Genomic DNA, 20571 nt, shown 5'->3' with positions numbered 1-20571 from the left:
CCCGGATAGGCACATTTCCTGAAATTTCTGCATACATTAGGTGAACCGGTAGAGTGGGCTTAGCATCTGCCAAGCATCATTCGTAAGTTCAGCTTATACAGCGGGACGACCAAGTCCCGTGCGGAAAGGGGAAATGCGCCATGTCCTATCAAATGGCTGAAGACCTGCTGGAGCGCAGAGGCGTCTCGCTTGCATCCATCGCGGAGATCGTCTACACGCTGCAATCGGCCTATTATCCGGATTTAACACAGGAAGAATGCCTCCTGAGCGTCAAGTCCGTCCTGAACAAAAGGGAGGTGCAATACACCCTGATGACAGGGATTGCCCTGGATGAGCTGGCTGAGCGGAAGCTGCTGCCCCAGCCCCTGCAGGCCGTACTTGAGGCCGATGAGTCGCTATACGGGGCGGACGAGACACTGGCCCTCGGCATCACCAGCGTTTACGGGATGATCGGTCTGACCGGTTTTGGCTACCTGGATAAAATAAAGCTTGGCATTATCGGCAAATTGAATGATGATAAAGGAAGCATTCATGTGTTCCTGGATGATCTGGTTGCCGGAATATCAGCCGCAGCTTCCGCCAGAATCGCCCACCGGCATGAGGGGGCTAACGTCTACCCCCATGTTACCGGAACGGAATAATCCGCTCCGCATCACGGCTGCCCTGCAGCCTCCCGATCCCGCTTCCATCATGCCGGGCTTCTTGCGGGAAAAAAGAAAACTGTGTTATCATGATTCCATTATATTCAGGATACGGCTGGATTTGAGATTAGGGAGGCCTTGCAGGGCATGTGGACGGTAATCTATATAGCGCCGACCGCCAAAGTGGCGGAGATGATCCAGAGGAAGCTTACGGAAGAAGGATTTCTGATTAAATGCCGTCCCGTCAATATGTCCAAGCAGCAGTATGAGATTCTGGTTCCTTCGGGAGAGCTTGAAGAGGTGCAAGAGGTCCTGAATCTGATCCTGCACCCGTGAGAAATACAACGTAGAGCATTAAGAGCATTCAAGACAGCGGCATGCTGCTATTTACGCAAATAAACGGCTGAAGAGGTGCGACCCTTGTTCAAAGATTTATTTCAAAAAAAACGGAAGTACGCGACTATTCCTTCAGAGCGTCTGGAGCGGAGCGGCGGACCGGCAGAAGGCGAGCGCCCCAAGCGTGAGATTCCCGAGGGACTCATGAGCAAGTGCAACAAATGCGGAACGATCCAGTACAGCAAAGAGCTGGAGAAGAATCTGAAAATATGCCCGTCCTGCGGCTATCATATGCGCCTGAATGCGTCGGAGCGGATCGCGATGACGCTGGACCCGGAAGGGTTCATTGAGTTCGACAGCGAGATGGCTTCCATCGATCCGCTGAAGTTCCCCGGCTATGCCTCCAAGCTGGAGCAGCAGCAAGCCAAAACCGGACAGGTTGAGGGGGTCATCACCGGACAGGGCAGTATCGGCGGCTATCCGGTGATTGTGGCCGTGATGAACTTCGAATTCTTCACCGGCAGCATGGGCTCAGTGGTCGGCGAGAAGATTACCCGGGCCATAGAAGAGGCGACCGAGCGGAGAATTCCGCTGCTGATCTTCTCCACCTCCGGCGGGGCCAGAATGCAGGAGAGCATTCTCAGCCTCATGCAGATGGCGAAGACAAGCGCAGCGCTGGCCCGCTTCAGTGAAGCAGGCGGGCTGTATATATCCGTCATTACAGATCCTACCACCGGCGGGGTATCCGCGAGCTTTGCCAGTCTGGGTGACATCATTATTGCCGAGCCTGGTGCGGTATTCGGCTTTGCCGGACGTATTGTTATCGAACAGACCATCCGCCAGAAGCTGCCGGAGGATTTCCAGACGGCAGAGTTCAATCTGGAGCACGGGCAGCTGGATATGGTCGTGCACCGCAAGGAAATGCGCTCCACACTTACGAAGCTGCTGGAGCTGCATGATGTGAAAGGGGGATTTTAGGTTGGCGGGAGAGTTGCCTTTTGAAATGCCTCTGGTAGAAATGCGCAAGAAGATCGCCGAGCTGAAGCAGTTCGGCGAAGAGAAGGGCATCGATTTCAGCGATGAGGTAGCCCGGCTGGAGGAGCGCTACCGTGAGCTGGAGAACGAGATTTATTCCAATATCTCCCCGGCCCAGAAGATGCATCTGGCCCGGCATCACGGCCGCCCGACCTCGCTGGATCTGATCGGGCTGATCTTCACGGATTTCATCGAGCTGCACGGCGACCGCCTGTTCGGAGATGATCTCGCGGTGGTCGGCGGAATTGCCAAGCTGAACGGCCGGCCGGTAACGGTCATCGGACAGCAGCGCGGCAAGGACACCAAGGAGAACATTCAGCGCTTCTTCGGCAGCGCCCATCCCGAGGGCTTCCGTAAGGCGCTGCGCCTGATGAAGCAGGCCGAGAAGTTCGGCCGTCCGATCATCACCTTCGTAGATACCAAGGGAGCTTACCCCGGGAATACGGCAGAGGAGCGCGGACAGTCCGAAGCGATTGCCCGCAATCTGTTCGAGATGTCACAATTGTCTGTACCGGTCCTCTGCGTGATTATCGGGGAAGGCGGCAGCGGCGGTGCCCTGGCTATGGCCGTGGGCAATCGCGTTCTGATGCTGGAGAATGCAATCTATTCCGCGATATCCCCCAACGGGGCGGCTTCCATTCTGTGGAAGGATGCCACCAAGGCGGAGCAGGCAGCGGAGGCGATGAAGATCACGGCCACCGATCTGCTGGAGATGGAGGTCATCGAGGAGATTATCGCTGAGCCCAGAGGCGGGGCGCACCGGGATTACGAGGCGGCGGCGCAAGCAATCAAGGATTCGGTATGGCGTCATCTGGAGGAGCTGTCGGCGATGGACGCGGCAGAGCTGAAGGAAGACCGCTATCTGAAGTTCCGCAAGATCGGCGAGTTCTCGGAGTCGCTGGCGGAGCAGGAAGAGGATCTGGAAGAAGTGCGGACTACAGAGTAGCGGGCGGATTTTTCTACGAAAGACAGTGGCCGGCGGCAGCCGCCGGTTTGCACTTTTCGACATATCCCAGCTTATTCCAAACGGGGAGCAGTGCAAGGTTTGATAGCCTTTCATTTACATTTCAATCATCCTGCGTAACTTGCGGGATGATTTTTATTTTGACGGCAATCCTGCGCTATTCGACTATAATTTACAGCAAAAACAGCCGCTAACATTGATTTTGTCTGCAATTTGCAGTAATATTCATAAGGGCGCAACTGAACGTTGCATGTGAGTGCATGTGATAAAGTTCCTATACAGAGAGCGATCCTTATAGTAGATTTTGTAGTTGGAAAAAGCGAGACAGAGAGAACGAAAAAACGGAGGAAAACCTAATGCGGAAAAGTAAAATTGTATGTACGATCGGACCTGCTAGTGAATCGTTGGAGAATATTAAAAAATTGATTTTGGCTGGTATGAATGTAGCCCGTCTGAACTTCTCCCACGGCGATTTCGATGAGCACGGCGCGCGGATTAACACGATCCGTCAAGCGTCCAAGGAACTTGGCAAGACCGTTGCCATCCTGCTTGACACCAAGGGACCTGAGATTCGTACAGGCAAGCTGGAAGTAGAACCGATTGAACTGGTTCAGGATGAGTATCTGACCTTGACTACGGAAGAGATCCTTGGGGACCAGAACCGTATCTCCATCACTTACGACAACCTGCCTAACGATGTTCAAGTCGGATCGACGATCCTGATCGACGACGGCCTGATCGGCCTGACCGTTGTAGACATTCAAGGCACCGAAATCAAGACCCGTATTGTTAACGGCGGTACCATCAAGAGCAAGAAGGGCGTTAACGTACCGGGCGTTTCCATCTCCCTGCCGGGGATTACGGAAAAAGACACCAACGATATCATTTTCGGGATCGGACAGGACATTGATTTTATTGCCGCTTCCTTCGTGCGTAAAGCCAGCGACGTTCAGGAGATCCGTGAATTGCTCGCGAAGCACAACGCCTCCCACATCCAGATTATCTCCAAGATCGAGAACCAGGAAGGCGTTGACAACCTGGACGAAATCCTGGCTGTATCTGACGGCCTGATGGTTGCCCGCGGCGACCTTGGCGTAGAGATCCCTGCTGAAGAAGTGCCGCTGGCGCAGAAGCTGATGATCCAGAAGTGCAACATTGCCGGCAAACCGGTAATCACAGCTACCCAGATGCTGGATTCCATGCAGCGCAACCCGCGTCCAACCCGCGCTGAAGCGAGTGACGTAGCGAACGCAATCTTTGACGGAACCGATGCCATCATGCTGTCCGGCGAGACTGCTGCCGGGAAATATCCGGTAGAATCCGTACTGACCATGTCCCGCATCGCAGAGAAGGCGGAATCCGCCCTGAATCACCGTGAGATCTTCATGAAGCAGCAGATTGCCCAAGAGACTACGGTCACTGAAGCGATCAGCCAATCCGTAGCGATCTCCGCGCTGGATCTGAATGCTAAAGCGATTATCTCTTCGACAGTAACAGGCCACACTGCACGCGTGGTTTCCAAATATCGTCCTAAATCACAGATCATTGCTGTAACCACCCAAGAAAGAACGATGCGTCAGCTGGCACTGGTATGGGGCGTAACGCCTGTATTCGGCCCTGAAGCTCATTCTACTGACGAATTGCTGGAAACAGCGCTTAACGGCGGTAAAGCTTCCGGTCTGGTGAAGGCAGGCGATCTTGTAGTGATTACTGCAGGTATCCCGCTTGGACGTTCCGGCTCCACCAACCTGGTGAAGGTAGATACGATTCCAGCTGACTAGGCTCGGACGCGTTCTGCACAGCACTGAATATGATAATAAGAGCAGTGGCTTCAGGCCGCTGCTCTTTTTGCGTACAGTGGTTGCTATAAATGATGTGAATGTATATAGTGGACCTGAGAGTTTTGCCCATAGAATTGCCGTCAGGAAGTGATGCGGATCGGGCTCTTGGAATACGGGGCAGGCCGGCTGTTGCGGTAGATCCGTCTCACTGAGAACGCATCGCCGCAGCGCGGCAGCGTAGGTACGGCCAGCAGCTTGTTGTTCTGGACCATAATGCCGCCGTCTGCCGCCTTCAGTTCCGGATTGCGCCCGTTCACCCGGCAGTTCGAGAAGCGGACCGGGGTTATATTGGCCAGCCGGGCGATATCGAATCCGATCTGCGGGGCCTCTGTAATCCATTCGGCCGAGCTTTGCGGCCCGTTGTAGCGCTGTACGGTGCGGAAGACCCAGCATTTGCTGAGGTTGCGCAGGGTGATGCACCATTTGCCTTGACTAAGCTTGACAATGGATGCACGCATGTGATTGCCGGGGGATACCGGCAGGGGAATGACGGTCTCGGAAGCGGGCAGGATCTCCCACCAGGCATAATAACGGACCTTCCCGTTCACCGATTCGTGGCCGGTTCCGGTCTGAATCAGGCTGCTGTTCTTGAAGCCGTCAATACCGATCCAGGCTGAGGAATACGTAGCCTTGGACGTCGGTTTAATGTAAGGTACAATCCAGTCGGCGGATACCCGCTTGTAGCTGCCTTTTTTGCCGGAGATCGCGTAGCCGCTCCAGTTGCTGGAGGTCCAGCCGAAGCCTGAACTGGCCGCTCTTCCTGTATTGAGCTTATCCTTCAGACAGGGCTTGCTCCTTGTTGTTCTATTGATTTGGCCCACTTGTCCACCGCCTTATTATAGGTTCTGCTCTATTTAATGCAGCTAGCGGCTATGAAGGTTGGGTATTCTGTTAAAAAGAAAGAGAGATGACTTGCAACTCCCATGGAAAAAATAACAAAGCTGCGCGGGTTCTATCTGTTCCTGGGGCTGGCCGGGGGCTCCTTCGGCTCTTATCTGTCGCTGCTGCTGAAATCGAACGGGCTTGGAGTCAGCCAGATCGGCGTGCTCATGGCAATGGGAACCCTGATCGCCATCTGTGTCCAGCCCTTATGGGGCATGATATCGGACAGATATAACCAGGCGCGGCTGGTGCTTATATTAAGCGTGGCGGTTCCGGCTGTGCTGGCCGTTTTGTACCGCTCGGAATATTTCATCGTGCTGATGCTGGTCTACACCGTGTCCACGATCTTCTCTTCCACACAGGCTCCCATCGCCGATTCCTACGCCATTGTGGCGGCGAACAAGGCTGGAGCCACCTATGGCAGCATCCGTATGATGATGAGCATAGGAGCGGCTGTAGGGGCCATTGCGGGCGGACAGTATGTGTCCCGGTTCTCTGTCTCGACCATCTGGCTGCCGTTCCTGCTGCTGAATGCGGTGGCGGTAGCCATTGCCCTGACGCTGCCCAAGCAGGCGGAGGAGAACCGGATGATGAGCCAGTCGTTCTCCCAGGGAATCAGACAACTGCTGGGCAACCGCATTTTCCTGGCCTTCCTCGGCGGGAGCTTCCTGGTGAACCAGACGATGGCTGCCTTCGGCACCTATTTTGTCATCGCCTTCCAGTCCGTCGGCGGATCGACCGGCCATGCCGGGATCGCCCTGTTCCTGGCGTCCATTACGAATGTCCCCTCCATGTTCTTCGCCTCCCGTGTCATCCGCAGGCTGGGCATGGAGCGGACGCTGCTGATCGGGGCGGTGATCTATGTACTGCGCTGGGGAATCCAGGTGGCCTTCCCGTATCCTTCTGTTATGATTGGCGTACAAGTGCTGCACGGCCTGTCCTTCGGCTTATTCTATATCGCAGCGGTCGAATATGTATCCAAGATCACCTCGGCGGAGATGCAGGCCACCGGACAGAGTGTATTCAACATTGTTTTCTCCGGGCTCGCGGGGATACTGGGCAATCTGCTGAACGGGATGCTGCTGAACCAGGGCGGGGTCGGCCTGATGAATCTGTCCTGTATGCTGAGTGCGGGTGTAGGTGCAGCACTGCTGTTCTATGTCGCGCGCAGCTCCCGCAGCAGGCTGAAGCTGAATCAGGCCTCTGAAGGCATCGGCGCTTAACCGCCGGATGACTGTAACTGATTGTAACTGTAGAGGCTAGAATAGAAAGGGGCATGACAATGAATCCGCACAAGCCGGGATGGACCAGCCGCTGGCACAGTACTTCCTTCCGGGTACGTTATGAGGAGACCGATCAGATGGGCGTGGTCTATCATGCCAATTATCTGATCTGGTTCGAGAGCGGCCGCACCGAGATGTTCCGGGAGCTGGGCTTCGCCTACCGGACCCTGGAGGGGTACGGGCTGCTGCTGCCTGTAACTTCTGCAGATTTGCAATTTAAAAGCCCGGCGCGATATGATGATCTTATCACCGTGTATGCGCGGTTAACGACCTTCACGGCGCTGAGGGTTGTCTATGAATATGAAGTCCGCCGCCAGCCGGCGGGCTGTGAAGGGCAAGATAGAGCTGCCGGCGAGCTGCTGGTCAGCGGCTCCACGAGCCATGTCTGGCTGAACAGGGAGTGGAGGCCGGTGCGGATCGACAGGGCACAGCCTGAGCTGTTTCAGTCAATCGTGGCTGCGCTCGGGGAAGAAGAAGGAGGAGCAGTATGATCAGGAACAAATGGCTGTGGGCGGGATTATTTGCCGTCCCGGCCGTGGAATTATTCGGTTTCATCTATGTCTCAAGTTTTCTTGGAGCACCTAAGACGCTGCTGATCATGCTGGCCACCTCGGTCATCGGGTTCCTGATGATGCAGTTTGAGGGCAAGAAGGTGCTGCATGACAGCAGAACCCATATGCAGGAGGGCCGGGTGCCCGGGAGGACAATGCTGGACGGCTTATGTATCTTTTTCGGCGGCCTGCTGCTGATTCTGCCGGGCTTCGTGACCGATCTGATCGGCTTCACGCTGGTGTTTCCGCTGACGCGTCCGCTCTACCGGGTCTTCCTGCTGAGATGGATTGAGAAGAAAATGAAAAACGGCACCTTCACCTTCTACCGGCGGTAGATCATAAAAAAGGCGTTCAGCTGCAGAGTACTGCAATTGAACGCCTTTTGAATATCAGGTTAGCGTGAGGCAAGCTAATGCAGCCTGCCGCTCAGAATGTAGCTGCGCAAGGCGCGGAAGACACCGGCGCGGGTGAAGGCATCCAGGATGACGAGCAGCACAGGGCCGAGAATCAGACCAATCATACCCAGCAGCTGGAGCCCGGCGAACATGCCGATCAGCATGGCCAGGGGATCAATGCCGATACTGCTGGCCAGCACCTTGGGCTCCAGCACCTGGCGGGTGACCAGGATGATGCCGTACAGCACCAGCAGGCCAATGGCCAGTCCGATATTCCCCGTCATATAGGAATACAGGGCCCAGGGGAGGATGACGACACCGACGCCTAAATAAGGGATCAGATCGACGATGCCGATGGTCAGGCCGATGGCGAAGGCCGAGCGTACGCCAAGCAGCAGCAGGCCGATAATGACAATCACCGCGGTGACGGAGATCAGCACCAGCTGGGCGCGGAGATAGCCGAACAGTGCCTTGCGCAGATCCATCCAGATTTCCGAGACGGGTCTGAGCATCGAAGCTGGCAGCAGGGATTGCAGCTTGGCCGTATGCCGGTCCCAGCCGGTGCTCAGGAAGAAGGCCGCCAGCACAATGACGATCAGAATAGTGCCAAGGCTGGGCAGCGAGGAGATCAGCTTCAGAATGATATTGAAGAACCCGGTAATCATCTGGGTCACGGCCTGGCCGACCGTCTCTGTGGTCCGGTTGATATTGCTGTCGATCGTGGCATGGTATCCCGGATTATCGTGGTAAAACTGGTTGATCTGGTTAATAATATTCTGAATGCTGGCATTCCTGCTCAGCGATTGCAGCAGTCCCCGCCATTGATCCGTATGGAGGTCGAAGGTCTGAAGCAGCCCGATCAGCTCCTTCACCAGCCGGGTGATCAGGGCGGTCAGCACCAGCGCCGTGCCTCCGATATAGAACAGCAGCGAGAGGGAGACGGCCAGCCACCCGGGCAGCCGCAGCCCCTTAAGCATCTGCACCAGCGGGTGCATCACATAAGCGAGCAGCCAGGCGAGCAGGAGAGGATACAGGAGCGGCAGCAATACATAGACCGCCAGCAGAATTGCAGCGGCGGCAAGCACGACCCACAGGCCGCGCAGCATTCTTTTGAGTACAAGTGTATCGATCCTCAGTCCCTCCCGCTCTGGCAGATTGCCTGAATAACGGCTCGTCTTATATATATTCATCAGGGAGGTGAAAAGACTAACCGCACTCCAAAAGAGTGCCTGAAACATCGGGGCTTAACCTGGGAGCGGAAGCATGAAACAGTTTTTGCGTTCGTTTTTTTCTATCTATGCGATAAAATCATTTGATGCCTTTCAAAGCTTCCACGTTGTTCACATAAACGTCAAAATCCGGTATGATGAATAAAGGTTAAACCGCAGAAATCCCGTTGCAAATCTTCAAAGCCTGTCCTAACGCCTGTTTCAGAAAGTTGAAATACGCAAAAATGTAAATGTTTTCATTAGGATTAAAGCAGCATTATACACCCTTGTTGGCAAAGGAGAGAGATACTATGACAGCTACTAAAGGACTTGAAGGCATTGTTGCAACGACCTCCTCGATCAGCTCGATTGTTGATGGGGTGCTTACGTACCGCGGTTATGATATTGATGATCTTGCGGATCATGCCACCTTTGAGGAGACCGTCTATTTGCTGTGGTACGGCAGTCTGCCGACTGTGCCGGAGCTGGAGGCTCTGCGGCGTGAGCTGAGCGCAGCTGCGCCTATTCCTGAGCAGGTGCTTGCTCAGATGAAGCTCTATCCGAGCGAAGCCAACACTATGGCCGCGCTGCGCTCAGCCGTATCCAGCCTGTCGCTCTATGATGAGGCTGCGGAGGATATGAGCAAGGAAGCGAACCAGAAGAAGGCGCTGAAGCTGCAGGCCCAGATTCCGACTGTGGTTGCTGCGCTGGCGCGCATCCGCAAAGGGCTGGAGCCGGTAGCCCCCAAGGAGGGGCTTGGCATCGCCGAGAACTTCCTCTATATGCTGTGGGGCAAGCAGCCGGATGCCGTATCGGTGAAGGCGCTGGATACCGCGCTGGTGCTTCATGCCGACCATGAGCTGAATGCTTCGACGTTTGCAGGACGGGTCACAGTTGCCACCTTGTCGGACATCTATTCCGGTGTGACCTCAGCCATCGGCACGCTGAAGGGACCGCTGCACGGCGGAGCCAATGAAGCGGTCATGAAGATGCTGGAGGAGATCGGCAGCATGGATGCGGTAGAGCCGTATATTCAGGGCAAGCTGGAGCGCCGTGAGAAGATCATGGGCTTCGGGCACCGGGTATACAAGAATGGCGATCCGCGGGCCAAACACCTGATGAAGATGTCCAGAGAGCTGGGCGAGATGAAGAATGACACCAGCCTCTACGACATGTCGGTCAAGGTGGAAGAGCTGATTACAGGCCAGAAGGGGCTGAAGCCGAACGTGGACTTCTATTCCGCTTCGGTCTATACCCAGCTGGGCATTGAGCGTGAGCTGTTCACCCCGATCTTCGCCATCAGCCGGACTTCCGGCTGGACAGCGCATATTCTGGAGCAATATGAGGATAACCGGATCATCCGTCCGCGCGCGGAGTATACCGGTATGTCCGACATGAAGTACGTCCCTGTTGACGAGCGCTAATAGGGCGGCCCTTGCGGGCCGTCCCACCCCTTTAGTACAATGAATGATAATAATGCTTGTACATCATACCTATTAGGAGGAATTCCCACCAATGTTGAAACTGGAACAATACGATCTGCCCACAGAAGGCGAACAAATTACAATCGAAGACGGCAAGCTGCTGGTTCCGGATCATCCGATCATCCCATTCATCGAGGGTGACGGTACCGGCCGTGACATTTGGAAAGCCTCCAAGCGTGTACTGGATGCTGCTGTAGACAAAGCTTACGGCGGAGAGAAGAAGATTGCCTGGTACGAAGTGTTTGCCGGCGAGAAGGCCTTCAATACATATGGTGAATGGCTGCCGAACGACACGCTGTCCGCCATCCGCGAGTACATCGTGGCGATTAAGGGCCCGCTGACCACTCCGATCGGGGGCGGCATCCGTTCCCTGAACGTGGCGCTGCGCCAGGAGCTGGATCTGTACGTCTGTCTGCGTCCGGTACGTTACTTCGACGGTGTGCCTTCTCCGGTGAAGCATCCTGAGCTGGTGGATATGGTTATTTTCCGTGAGAATACAGAAGATATCTATGCCGGTATTGAATATCAGGAAGGCTCCGCTGAAGTGAAGAAGGTCATCGAATTCCTGCAGCAGGAGATGGGCGTGAACAAGATCCGCTTCCCGGAGACCTCCGGTATCGGCATTAAGCCTGTATCCGAGGAAGGCTCCAAGCGCCTTGTTCGTTCTGCGGTAGAGTATGCGATCAAGCACGGACGCAAGAGCGTGACCCTGGTACACAAGGGCAACATCATGAAGTTCACTGAAGGCGCCTTTAAGAACTGGGGCTACCAGGTAGCTGAAGAAGAGTTCGGCGACAAGGTCTTCACCTGGAACCAGTATGACGCCATCAAGGAACGTGACGGTGAAGCTGCAGCTAATGCGGCACAGAAGGCAGCTGAAGAAGCCGGCAAAATCATCATTAAGGATGCAATCGCCGACATCGCTCTGCAGCAGGTGCTTACCCGTCCGACCGACTTCGATGTCATCGCGACATTGAACCTGAACGGCGATTACCTCTCTGACGCGCTGGCTGCCCAGATCGGCGGGATCGGTATTGCACCGGGCGCGAACATTAACTATGTCACCGGACATGCCATCTTCGAGGCAACCCACGGCACAGCGCCGAAGTATGCAGATAAGGACGTTGTGAATCCGGGCTCCGTGATTCTGTCCGGCGTTATGCTGCTGGAGCACCTGGGCTGGCAGGAAGCGGCTGACCTGATCTACAAGGGAATGAGCACGGCGATTAACAATAAGACGGTTACTTATGACTTTGCCCGCCAGATGGAAGGCGCTACTGAGCTGAAATGCTCTGCGTTCGCTGACGAGATCATTAAGCATCTGTAAGCGTACAGGAACGGCGAACTGGCAGGTATGGGCTGCACATCCGTGCAGCTTATGCCTGTTCTTTTACGTAACATACTAATTGAATGGAGGAGATTACGGTGGGTCATGTTTTCTTTTTACTGCATATGATCGGGACGCTGGCGCTTGGCTTCTACCTGGTGCTGCCGTTCATTCTGAGCGGGACGGCCAAGCTGTCCTCACCGGCGAAGGAAGGCACGTTAAGTGCAATCGGCGGGCTTAACCGTTTCGCCCAGTACGGTCTGGTCATTCAGCTTCTTACCGGCGGCTACATGATGACCAAGGGTGAATACTCCGTACCTTGGATGATCGTGGTCACGATCCTGCTGCTGGCCATGTTCGCCTTCGGCGGCATTATGACCAAGCCGCTGCGCCTGGCTGCGGCCGGTATGCGTGAGAACCGCGATGTCTCGGCCGAGACCGCCAAGATCCGCACCATGAGCCTGCTGCTGATGGTCGCGCTGCTGATCATGGTGTTCCTGATGGTGTACAATCAGATCATTTGATGGTGTATGGGCCCCTGGCCCGGCGGGGATTGGCCGGGTAGGTATTTGAAAAAAGCTCTGGAGGCTGCGCGCTTCCGGGGCTTTTTGTGGGCTTAGGGCAGGTGGCGGGTAGCGGATATAGACGAAAAGCGAATACATTGGGCGTTACGTGGGCGTGTAGAGCAAATGTAATTGGAAAACCGATTATAATGGGCAGGGGTGCGTGTGGTAGTAAGTTTGTTCATTCGGGCTTTATAGCGGCGCGGCGGCAACCTTCTGGTACTCCCGTTCTAATATGGCGTAGAAGTATTGATCTGCCCACTGGCCGTTCCAGTTCAGCTCCTCGCGGAAAACGCCTTCCCGCACCATGCCCAGCCCCTTCAGCACTTTGGCAGAGGCGGTATTGAACGCATTACACATCGCGACCACTCTATGGGCCTTCCACTCTTCAAAAGCAAACTTCAACGCTATCCTCGCCGCCTCCCCGCAATAGCCCTGCCCCCGGAATTCCGGGAAAAGGCAGAAGCCTAGCTCCCAGCTATCCCGTTCATGGACATACCAGTGTATAGTCAGCTCCCCAATAATAGTGGCTTCAGAAGCATTCAGGCGGATCAGGTACTGCTTGTACCAATCACTGCCGATTCGCTCCGCCACTGCCTTCCGCACCGCCGCCTTGTTGGTGGGAATCCGATCCTCGTACGGCCAAAGGCTGGCATTAGTTTCTAGGTCTACGATGAATTCTATGTCTTCCTCAGTGACCGGGGTTAAAGTGATTCTTGGGATCATAGTGTGTTGCCCTCCTTACAGGATGATTGAGATACGTAATCTATCAGCACAAAGTATAGGCCATAACCCTTCCCGCTTATAGATAATATTCTATTTCTAGATGTTCCTTACATACCTGTTTGGCTGGTTGTCGAGCGGGTAATTAACATAACGTACAGCGGTTCTGAACAAGCTGTCAAGATGCATAAACACCAGACCTTAAGCCATGCTAACAGGATTAGACCCTATGATGTGAACAGCGAAAGGAGAATGGATTATGCCAGACACAAGCAAAGAACAGACGAAGACACTACCTCCACAGGTGCAGGACCAGCGTCCGGGCATCGAAAGTGAAATGAACCCGCTCCCGGAGTTTGAGACTTCGGCTTACAAGGCAGCAGGGAAGCTGCTGGGCAAGGCTGCACTCATTACCGGAGGCGACAGCGGAATTGGGCGTGCGGTTGCCGTTCATTTTGCCAAGGAGGGTGCGGACGTTGTGATCTCCTATCTGAATGAGCATGACGATGCGCAAGAGACCAAACGCCAGGTGGAGCAGGAGGGCAGAAAGTGTATTCTGGTCTCCGGGGACATCGGGGTGGAGGCCTTCTGCCAGGATCTGATGAATAAAACGGTGGAGGGACTCGGCAAGCTCGACATCCTCATCAACAATGCGGCCGAGCAGCATCCGCAGGATAATATTGAGGACATTACGGCGGAGCAGCTGGAGCGGACGTTCCGGACCAATATTTTCTCTATGTTCTATCTGACCAAGGCGGCTATGCCTCATCTTAAAAAAGGTTCGACCATTATCAACACCACCTCCATCACGGCGTATCGCGGTAGCCCGCAATTGCTGGATTATTCGTCCACCAAGGGAGCGATTCTCAGCTTCACCCGCTCGCTGTCGATGAATCTGGCCGAAAAGGGTATCCGTGTGAACGCGGTTGCACCGGGTCCGATCTGGACGCCGCTCATTCCGTCTACGTTTGATGCCAAGAAGGTCAGCGAGTTCGGTGCCACCCAGCCGATGAAGCGCCCGGGACAGCCGGAGGAGCTGGCTCCCGCCTACGTCTACCTGGCCTCCGACGATTCCTCCTATGTCAGCGGACAGGTGATTCATGTGAACGGCGGCGAGGTTGTTAACGGCTGATGTCATAGAATAGAGGAATGTGAACAAGCCAGCCGGGAGGCTGGCTTGTTTGCTGTATGGGTGAAGTGTGGCTAAAGCGAAAACGGCTACCTTACTTTTTCAATTACATCTTGTATGGAATTTATGAGTGAATCTGCGGATGTACCTGTGATGCTATCGATACCGCTAAGATCAATCTCGCCGCGATTGTATTGTAAAGATACGTTATTCGATGAATCCATTTCGATATGATACGGAAGCGAAGCAGGAGTATAAAGATCTTGTGGCTGATACTTTTTGAGAAAAAGGATATATCGGCTGTCAAAGTTAGGGTCAACGTAATTCGGATCTGTAAAATTCTCAGCATAGGTTTGCCCTTCAATTACCGTTGAGACTTGCTTCAAGCGGGGGATGCCCACAGGAATATTCTGAGGTAAATCACCCATAAGGGTCTCCTCTATAACAAAATTATAAATATCGCCTTCCGAGTATGGGTCTGCGCTGATTTCCCAGTTTTTCTCGTATTTGTCGTAATGGCCTATTACAATGTAGTCCGCATTTTGGACTAATCCCTCTACGTCAACAGCTAAGGCACGGTCAGCATGGGATTCGACTCTATAAGTGACTTGTCCGGCTCAGTTTAAGGGGGATATGTTAGCATGAAAGGATAGCTCTAACAGGAATAATGTGTTAATATACAAAAGGCAAGAGCACATAATTGCATAGAACGATCACTAGGGGTGCCGCAAGGCTGAGACGGGCGTAATTGCTCGGACCCTTTGAACCTGATCTGGTTTATACCAGCGTAGGGAAGTGGAGAACGAATGATACAGCGGGGTTACACGGCCAGTCCGGGATTTCTGCTTGTGTTCGGAGACTGCTTCCTTATGGGAGGCGGTCTTTTTTGTTGTTGCGGGAATGAAGCAGGGGAGCGGGGGGGGAAGATGTTGTACGAGCTTCATGTGATCTCTGACGGGCGGTTGCCTCCCGGGGCGCTGGCAGAGCTGGCTGCGGCGGTGCAGCCTATGGCGGATTATATCCATCTCCGGGAAAAAGCAATGTCCGCACGGGAGCTATTGGCGGCTGCGGAGCAGTTGCTTGACGCAGGGGTTCCCCCGGCGAAGCTGGTCATCAACGACCGGATCGATATGGCGCTGGCCGCCGGAGCAGGCGGTGTACAGCTAGCCTGGCACAGTCTGCCGCCGGAAGCCGCCCGGAGCATTGCACCAGACCTGCGGGTCGGCCGCTCGGTCCACTCTGCGGAGGAGGCAGCGCAGGCGGGGCAGCAGGGTGCGGACTTCTGCCTGTACGGGCATGTGTTCCCAACGGCCTGCAAGCCCGGGCTGGAAGCGCGGGGCCTGGAGCAGCTGGCGGAGGCTGTCCGCAGCAGCAGTGTTCCGCTGATTGCGCTCGGGGGCATTACTCCAGGCAATACTGGAGCGGTGCTGGCTCAAGGGGCGGCTGGCATTGCCGTCATGTCGGGGATCTGCGGAGCCCCGGACCCTGCGGCAGCGGCCAGGGCGTACAGGGAAGCCCTTGACAGGGCGGCCGGGCGGGCTGATGCACTGGATGCAGCACAGGCCAAAGGCAAAAGGAGGTGAGCAAGCATGAATATAACGGTGAACGGGAAGACGCAGAGTGTTGAAGAGAACTGCCGGACACTGGCCGATCTGCTGGCCCGGCCCGAATGGGCGGGGAAGCTGGTGATTGTGGAGCTGAACGGCGAGCTGGCCGGCAGAGAGATGCACGGGGATATTGTGCTAACTGAGGGGGACCGGGTGGAGCTGGTTCATTTTGTCGGCGGGGGTTAGGGCTTGGGCATTGCATTCATTAAGGTTCCATACACACATCATCCGGGAGGCGTTAACATGCAAGATCCATTCATCATTGGCGGCGTGACACTTAGCAGCAGACTGTTCATCGGCACCGGCAAATACAGCCGGAATACGCTTATTCCTGAGGTCATCGCGCGTTCAGGTTCAGAGGTCATTACGGTGGCGCTTCGCAGGGTAGACCCGCAGAGCGAGGACAATATTGTTCTCCATATTCCCTCCCACATGACCTTATTGCCCAATACGTCCGGTGCGCGCACCGCAGAGGAAGCGGTACGGATTGCCAGGTTGGCGAGGTCGGCGGGGCTCGGCAATTGGGTGAAGATTGAGGTCATCAACGACCAGAAATATTTGCTGCCGGATAATATCGAGACGATCCGGGCGACGGAAATCCTGGCCGCAGAGGGCTTCGTGGTGCTGCCTTATATGAGCCCTGACCTGTCGGCTGCCCTTCGGCTGAAGGAGGCAGGGGCAGCAGCAGTTATGCCGCTGGGTGCGCCGATCGGCTCGAACCGGGGATTGCAGACCAAAGAGCTGATCCGCATTCTGATCTCGGAGACGGATCTGCCTGTCATTGTGGATGCCGGAATCGGCAGACCGTCTGAGGCGGCGGAGGCTATGGAGATGGGCGCGGCTGCGGTTCTGCTGAACACAGCGATTGCGACAGCCAAAGATCCGCTGCTCATGGCTGAAGCCTTCCGTGAAGCGGTATCCGCCGGGCGTAAGGCGTATCTGGCCGGACTTGGACCGGTGGAGGAGACGGCATCCGCTTCTTCGCCGCTGACCGGTTTTCTGGCCTGATTGATAGAAGGGGAGGCGAAGGATATGAGCTTTTATGAAACGATGACCCGGCTTGCGCAGCTTCCTTACGGAACCCTGTGGAGCCGGTATATGGCGGAGGATGTGCAGCGGGCGCTCCGTGCAGAGCAGGTCGATGAAGAAGGGCTGATGGCCCTGCTGTCGCCTGCAGCGGAGCCTTATCTGGAGGAATTGGCACAGAAGGCGAACCGTTTGACGCGAATGCATTTTGGCTATGTGATGCAGCTCTTTACCCCGATGTATCTCGCAGACTTTTGTGTGAATCATTGTACCTACTGCAGCTTCAGTTCGATCTATGATTATCCGCGCAAAAAACTGACGCTGGAGGAAGTCGCCCGCGAGGCAGAAGTCATTGCCGCCACAGGTCTGCGCCACATTCTGATTCTGACCGGGGAATCCCGGAAGGATAGTCCGGCCAGTTATGTGAAGGAGTGCGTGGAGGTGCTCCGCCGCTATTTTTCCTCCGTCAGCATTGAAGTGAACCCGCTCTCTACAGAGGAATATGCGGAGCTCCGGGAGGCAGGCGTGGACGGTCTGACGCTCTACCAGGAGGTCTATCATCAGGAGACGTACCGGGCGCTTCATGTAAAAGGACCCAAGCGGGTGTACCGCAACCGTCTGGATGCGCCTGAGCGGGGCTGCCAGGCCGGGTTCCGCTCGGTCAATATCGGGGCGCTGCTGGGAATGTACGAATGGCGCCAGGAGGCGCTTGCGACAGCGCTCCATGCCCGGTACTTGCAGGACAAGTATCCTGAATGTGAAATCGGGCTGGCGATTCCCAGATTCCGTCCGTACCTGGGGGAGCACAACCCGGCAAGTGATGTCAGCGACCGTGCGCTGGTGCAGATCATTCTGGCCTATCGGCTGTTCCTGCCGCGTGCCGGAATTTCGCTGTCTACGCGGGAGCCGTCTGCGCTGCGGGATCATCTGGTTCATCTCGGCATCACCAAGATGTCAGCCGGGGTGTCCACCGAGGTAGGCGGGCATTCGCTGGAAGGCGGAACCCCGCAGTTCGAGATCTCGGATGGCCGGAGTGTGAATGAGGTTGTGGAGATGCTGCGCCAGCAAGGACTTCAGCCGGTGTTCAAGGACTGGGATATCCTGTCTGAGCCCCTGGCTATATCATGAGCTGACTGATATTAGACAAAGCTTCAACCCGCCGCGAGGCGGGTTATTTGCGTTACAGGTCTTCCTGATTCATGCTTGACGACAGCTCATCCAGGGACATCTCGAAGCTTGGGGACATATGGGTGAGAAAATACTCCATCTCCGGCATTGCCAGCGCATGGAGCTTCGCGGCGGTCTGCTCTCTGGCAGCGGCGAATTCGCGGTTGCCTGCGGCGGTCTCCCAGACGCATTTGAGATAGGCGTCCAGCACATCCGCCGCCTTGACGTAGGGGAGCAGCCCGGCATCCGGGGAGCCGGACGGGATGGCCTGCGGCTGCAGGAGCGGCGCATAGACAGCGCCCAGCTCCGGCGGAATCATGGCCGCCAGCCGGTCGGCAGCCGCCTGCTCCATCTCGCGGAAGCTGGACAGCAGCAGCGGATTGTTATGCTTCACCGGCGTGGCGATATCACCGGTGAAGACCTCGGTGGCGTCGTGGAACAACGCCATCGTGGCTGCGCGGTCGGCGTTCAGCGACCGGCCGAAGCGAACATTGCCGATGGTGCACAGCATGTGCGCCAGCAGGGCGACCTGGAACGAATGCTGCGCCACGTTCTCCGGGGCGGTGCTGCGCATGAGGCTCCAGCGCTGGATATATTGCAGCCGGTAGAGGTAGGCGGAGAAATGGTAGTTCAATTTTGAAGTAACCCCTTTCATGAGCGTCTTAATATGATATGATAATAACTGATTGTACCAGAGTTAGGGCAGGCTTACACAGTTGGAGAGGAGACTGAATGAAGATGCAGCAGTTTGAAGAGAGCATTTATAATCTGATCGTAGAGACCTCCACGAATTTGCCGGGTGATGTGCGCCGTGCGGTAGCCAAAGGCCGAGCGCTTGAGGACCAGGCCACACGTTCGGGATTGGCGCTGACCACCATTGCCCAGAATATCGGGATGGCGGAGCAGCAGGTATCGCCGATCTGCCAGGATACGGGGATGCCTACTTTTATTATTCATACGCCTGTGGGCGTGAATCAGATAGAGATGAAGAAGGATATTCACAGCGCGATCATCCGCGCGACGAAGAACGGGAAGCTGCGGCCCAACTCCGTTGATTCGCTTACGGGCGAGAACAGCGGGGATAATCTGGGGGCGGGGACGCCGGTGATTCATTTTGAGCAGTGGGAGGAAGACGGCATAGATGTCCGGCTGATCCTGAAGGGCGGCGGCTGCGAGAACAAGAACATTCAGTACAGCCTGCCGGCAGAGCTGGAGGGTCTCGGCAAAGCCGGACGCGATCTGGATGGTATCCGCAAATGCATCCTGCACGCAGTCTATCAGGCGCAGGGCCAGGGCTGTAGCGCAGGCTTCATCGGCGTAGGGATCGGAGGCGACCGGACAACCGGCTATGAGCTGGCGAAGAAGCAGCTGTTCCGCAGTGTGGAGGATGTGAATCCGAACGAGGATCTGGCCAAGCTGGAAGAGTATATTATGGAGAATGCCAACAAGCTGGGCATCGGCACGATGGGCTTCGGCGGTGAAGTTACGCTGCTGGGCTGCAAAGTCGGCGTCATGAACCGGCTGCCGGCCAGCTTCTTCGTCTCTGTAGCCTACAATTGCTGGGCCTTCCGCCGCCAGGGCATTCTGGTCAATCCGGCCACCGGCGAGATCCAGGAATGGCTGTATGAGAGCGGCACGGGGATCTCCGTAGAAGGAGATGCGGTTAAGCGTGAACCTGTGGCGGTAGCTGCTGCGCAGGACAGCGGGGCAGCTGCTGTCGTTACAGAGGATGCCACCATTCCGGCTGCGCCGGATATGGTGGCCGGGGGCGGGGCTGTAGCCGAACCTGCGGCGGGAGCCGCAGCCGCTTCAGGGGGCTCGCGGGAGATCCGGCTGACGACACCGATCAGCGAAGAAGATATCCGCAGCCTGCGCGTCGGCGATGTGGTGATCCTGTCCGGCGAGATGCATACCGGCCGAGATGCGCTGCACAAATACCTGATGGATCACGACACGCCAGTGGACCTGAATGGCGCGGTCATCTATCACTGCGGCCCGGTAATGCTGAAGGATGACGAGGGCTGGCATGTGAAGGCAGCCGGCCCGACCACGAGTATCCGGGAGGAGCCGTACCAGGGCGATATTATCAAGAAGTTCGGTATCCGCGCCGTAATCGGCAAGGGCGGCATGGGCCCTAAGACACTGAAGGCGCTTGGCGAACACGGAGGGGTCTACCTGAATGCGATCGGCGGAGCGGCGCAGTATTATGCGGAATGCATCAAGAAGGTGAACGGCGTCGATTTCATGGAATTCGGCATCCCTGAAGCGATGTGGCATCTGCAGGTGGACGGCTTCGCAGCCATCGTAACCATGGATGCCCACGGCAACAGTCTGCACGCCGATGTGGAGAAGGACTCCGCCGCCAAGCTGGCCCAGTTCCGCGAGCCGGTGTTTAAGTAAGGTTGCGGC

At 55.9% G+C, this 20571-nt stretch carries 22 protein-coding genes and 1 riboswitch; of the genes, 17 read left to right on the top strand and 5 right to left on the bottom strand.

All coding sequences use genetic code 11. The features are described 5' to 3' along the window. Positions 1-140 precede the first annotated feature (140 nt). The 5 genes from K1558_RS25545 (at position 141) to pyk (ending at position 4757) form a co-directional block, all read left to right on the top strand. Positions 141-641 (top strand): phosphatidylglycerophosphatase A family protein, encoded by a 501-nt coding sequence (locus tag K1558_RS25545; protein WP_238654774.1) that lies wholly within the window; start codon positions 141-143, stop codon positions 639-641. A 147-nt stretch (positions 642-788) separates the two neighbouring features. Next, the gene (locus tag K1558_RS25540) at positions 789-977 is read left to right on the top strand and encodes a glutamate decarboxylase (RefSeq protein ID WP_238654773.1); all 189 of its coding nucleotides are present in this window, start codon (positions 789-791) and stop codon (positions 975-977) included. 84 nt (positions 978-1061) lie between these two features. After that, entirely contained in the window at positions 1062-1955 is an 894-nt protein-coding gene (gene accD / locus K1558_RS25535; RefSeq protein ID WP_238654772.1) for an acetyl-CoA carboxylase, carboxyltransferase subunit beta, read from the top strand. 1 nt (position 1956) lies between these two features. Beyond that, positions 1957-2958, top strand: coding sequence for an acetyl-CoA carboxylase carboxyltransferase subunit alpha (locus K1558_RS25530; RefSeq protein ID WP_238654771.1), 1002 nt, complete (start codon positions 1957-1959; stop codon positions 2956-2958). Between the two features lie 374 nt (positions 2959-3332). Further along, positions 3333-4757: a pyruvate kinase gene (gene pyk / locus K1558_RS25525; RefSeq protein ID WP_238654770.1), complete on the top strand. Its 1425-nt coding sequence runs from the start codon at positions 3333-3335 to the stop codon at positions 4755-4757. A 140-nt stretch (positions 4758-4897) separates the two neighbouring features. On the opposite strand, the gene K1558_RS25520 is transcribed toward pyk, so the two are convergent. Further along, a complete protein-coding gene (locus K1558_RS25520) occupies positions 4898-5638 on the bottom strand; it encodes a G1 family glutamic endopeptidase (RefSeq protein ID WP_238654769.1) in 741 nt (246 codons plus the stop codon). Positions 5639-5740: 102 nt separating this feature from the next. Between K1558_RS25520 and K1558_RS25515 the strand changes: the two genes are divergently transcribed. From K1558_RS25515 to K1558_RS25505, 3 genes are read left to right on the top strand one after another with little or no spacing between them, the layout of a single operon-like run. Next, positions 5741-6922, top strand: coding sequence for an MFS transporter (locus K1558_RS25515; RefSeq protein WP_238654768.1), 1182 nt, complete (start codon positions 5741-5743; stop codon positions 6920-6922). A 59-nt stretch (positions 6923-6981) separates the two neighbouring features. Then, positions 6982-7473: an acyl-CoA thioesterase gene (locus K1558_RS25510; protein WP_238654767.1), complete on the top strand. Its 492-nt coding sequence runs from the start codon at positions 6982-6984 to the stop codon at positions 7471-7473. Further along, positions 7470-7868 (top strand): FxsA family protein, encoded by a 399-nt coding sequence (locus K1558_RS25505; RefSeq protein WP_238654766.1) that lies wholly within the window; start codon positions 7470-7472, stop codon positions 7866-7868. The genes K1558_RS25510 and K1558_RS25505 overlap by 4 nt, the downstream gene beginning before the upstream one ends. A 74-nt stretch (positions 7869-7942) precedes the next feature. Here the strand turns inward: K1558_RS25505 and ytvI are convergent, their stop codons facing one another. After that, positions 7943-9058, bottom strand: a complete 1116-nt coding sequence (gene ytvI / locus K1558_RS25500) for a sporulation integral membrane protein YtvI (protein ID WP_238654806.1) — start codon at positions 9056-9058, stop codon at positions 7943-7945. Between the two features lie 389 nt (positions 9059-9447). Here ytvI and citZ point away from each other — a divergent pair, with 389 nt between their 5' ends. The 3 genes from citZ (at position 9448) to K1558_RS25485 (ending at position 12471) form a co-directional block, all read left to right on the top strand. Beyond that, positions 9448-10560, top strand: a complete 1113-nt coding sequence (gene citZ, locus K1558_RS25495) for a citrate synthase (RefSeq protein ID WP_238654765.1) — start codon at positions 9448-9450, stop codon at positions 10558-10560. Positions 10561-10651: 91 nt separating this feature from the next. Beyond that, on the top strand, positions 10652-11947 hold the full coding sequence (gene icd, locus K1558_RS25490; protein ID WP_238654764.1) for an NADP-dependent isocitrate dehydrogenase: 1296 nt from the start codon (positions 10652-10654) through the stop codon (positions 11945-11947). 98 nt (positions 11948-12045) lie between these two features. After that, a complete protein-coding gene (locus K1558_RS25485; protein WP_238654763.1) occupies positions 12046-12471 on the top strand; it encodes a hypothetical protein in 426 nt (141 codons plus the stop codon). Positions 12472-12702: 231 nt separating this feature from the next. On the opposite strand, the gene K1558_RS25480 is transcribed toward K1558_RS25485, so the two are convergent. Then, positions 12703-13236 carry a GNAT family N-acetyltransferase gene (locus tag K1558_RS25480; RefSeq protein ID WP_238654762.1) on the bottom strand — a complete coding sequence of 178 codons (534 nt, stop codon included), beginning with the start codon at positions 13234-13236 and terminating at the stop codon, positions 12703-12705. 256 nt (positions 13237-13492) lie between these two features. Between K1558_RS25480 and K1558_RS25475 the strand changes: the two genes are divergently transcribed. After that, a complete protein-coding gene (locus K1558_RS25475; protein ID WP_238654761.1) occupies positions 13493-14365 on the top strand; it encodes an SDR family oxidoreductase in 873 nt (290 codons plus the stop codon). 86 nt (positions 14366-14451) lie between these two features. Here the strand turns inward: K1558_RS25475 and K1558_RS25470 are convergent, their stop codons facing one another. Then, entirely contained in the window at positions 14452-14790 is a 339-nt protein-coding gene (locus K1558_RS25470; protein ID WP_238654760.1) for a hypothetical protein, read from the bottom strand. Positions 14791-15070: 280 nt separating this feature from the next. Further along, a riboswitch (TPP riboswitch) is annotated at positions 15071-15173 on the top strand. Positions 15174-15288: 115 nt separating this feature from the next. On the opposite strand from K1558_RS25470, the gene K1558_RS25465 reads away from it, so the two are divergent. From K1558_RS25465 to thiH, 4 genes are read left to right on the top strand one after another with little or no spacing between them, the layout of a single operon-like run. Beyond that, positions 15289-15945 (top strand): thiamine phosphate synthase, encoded by a 657-nt coding sequence (locus K1558_RS25465; protein WP_238654759.1) that lies wholly within the window; start codon positions 15289-15291, stop codon positions 15943-15945. A gap of 6 nt (positions 15946-15951) precedes the next feature. Beyond that, a complete protein-coding gene (thiS, locus tag K1558_RS25460) occupies positions 15952-16155 on the top strand; it encodes a sulfur carrier protein ThiS (protein WP_238654758.1) in 204 nt (67 codons plus the stop codon). A gap of 57 nt (positions 16156-16212) precedes the next feature. Continuing rightward, a complete protein-coding gene (locus tag K1558_RS25455; RefSeq protein WP_238654757.1) occupies positions 16213-16977 on the top strand; it encodes a thiazole synthase in 765 nt (254 codons plus the stop codon). A 24-nt stretch (positions 16978-17001) separates the two neighbouring features. Continuing rightward, on the top strand, positions 17002-18123 hold the full coding sequence (gene thiH / locus K1558_RS25450) for a 2-iminoacetate synthase ThiH (protein ID WP_238654756.1): 1122 nt from the start codon (positions 17002-17004) through the stop codon (positions 18121-18123). Between the two features lie 52 nt (positions 18124-18175). Here the strand turns inward: thiH and yfbR are convergent, their stop codons facing one another. Continuing rightward, complete coding sequence (yfbR, locus tag K1558_RS25445; RefSeq protein WP_238654755.1) at positions 18176-18796, bottom strand: 5'-deoxynucleotidase; 621 nt, start codon at positions 18794-18796, stop codon at positions 18176-18178. Positions 18797-18900: 104 nt separating this feature from the next. Here yfbR and K1558_RS25440 point away from each other — a divergent pair, with 104 nt between their 5' ends. Further along, a complete protein-coding gene (locus tag K1558_RS25440; RefSeq protein ID WP_238654805.1) occupies positions 18901-20562 on the top strand; it encodes a fumarate hydratase in 1662 nt (553 codons plus the stop codon). Positions 20563-20571: the final 9 nt, after the last annotated feature.

Origin of the sequence: Paenibacillus piscarius, from assembly GCF_022234545.1 — a bacterium.
GTDB lineage: Bacteria > Bacillota > Bacilli > Paenibacillales > Paenibacillaceae > Paenibacillus_AQ > Paenibacillus_AQ piscarius.
Note: the sequence above shows the minus strand (reverse complement) of the source record. Positions and strands in the feature narration are given on the sequence as shown.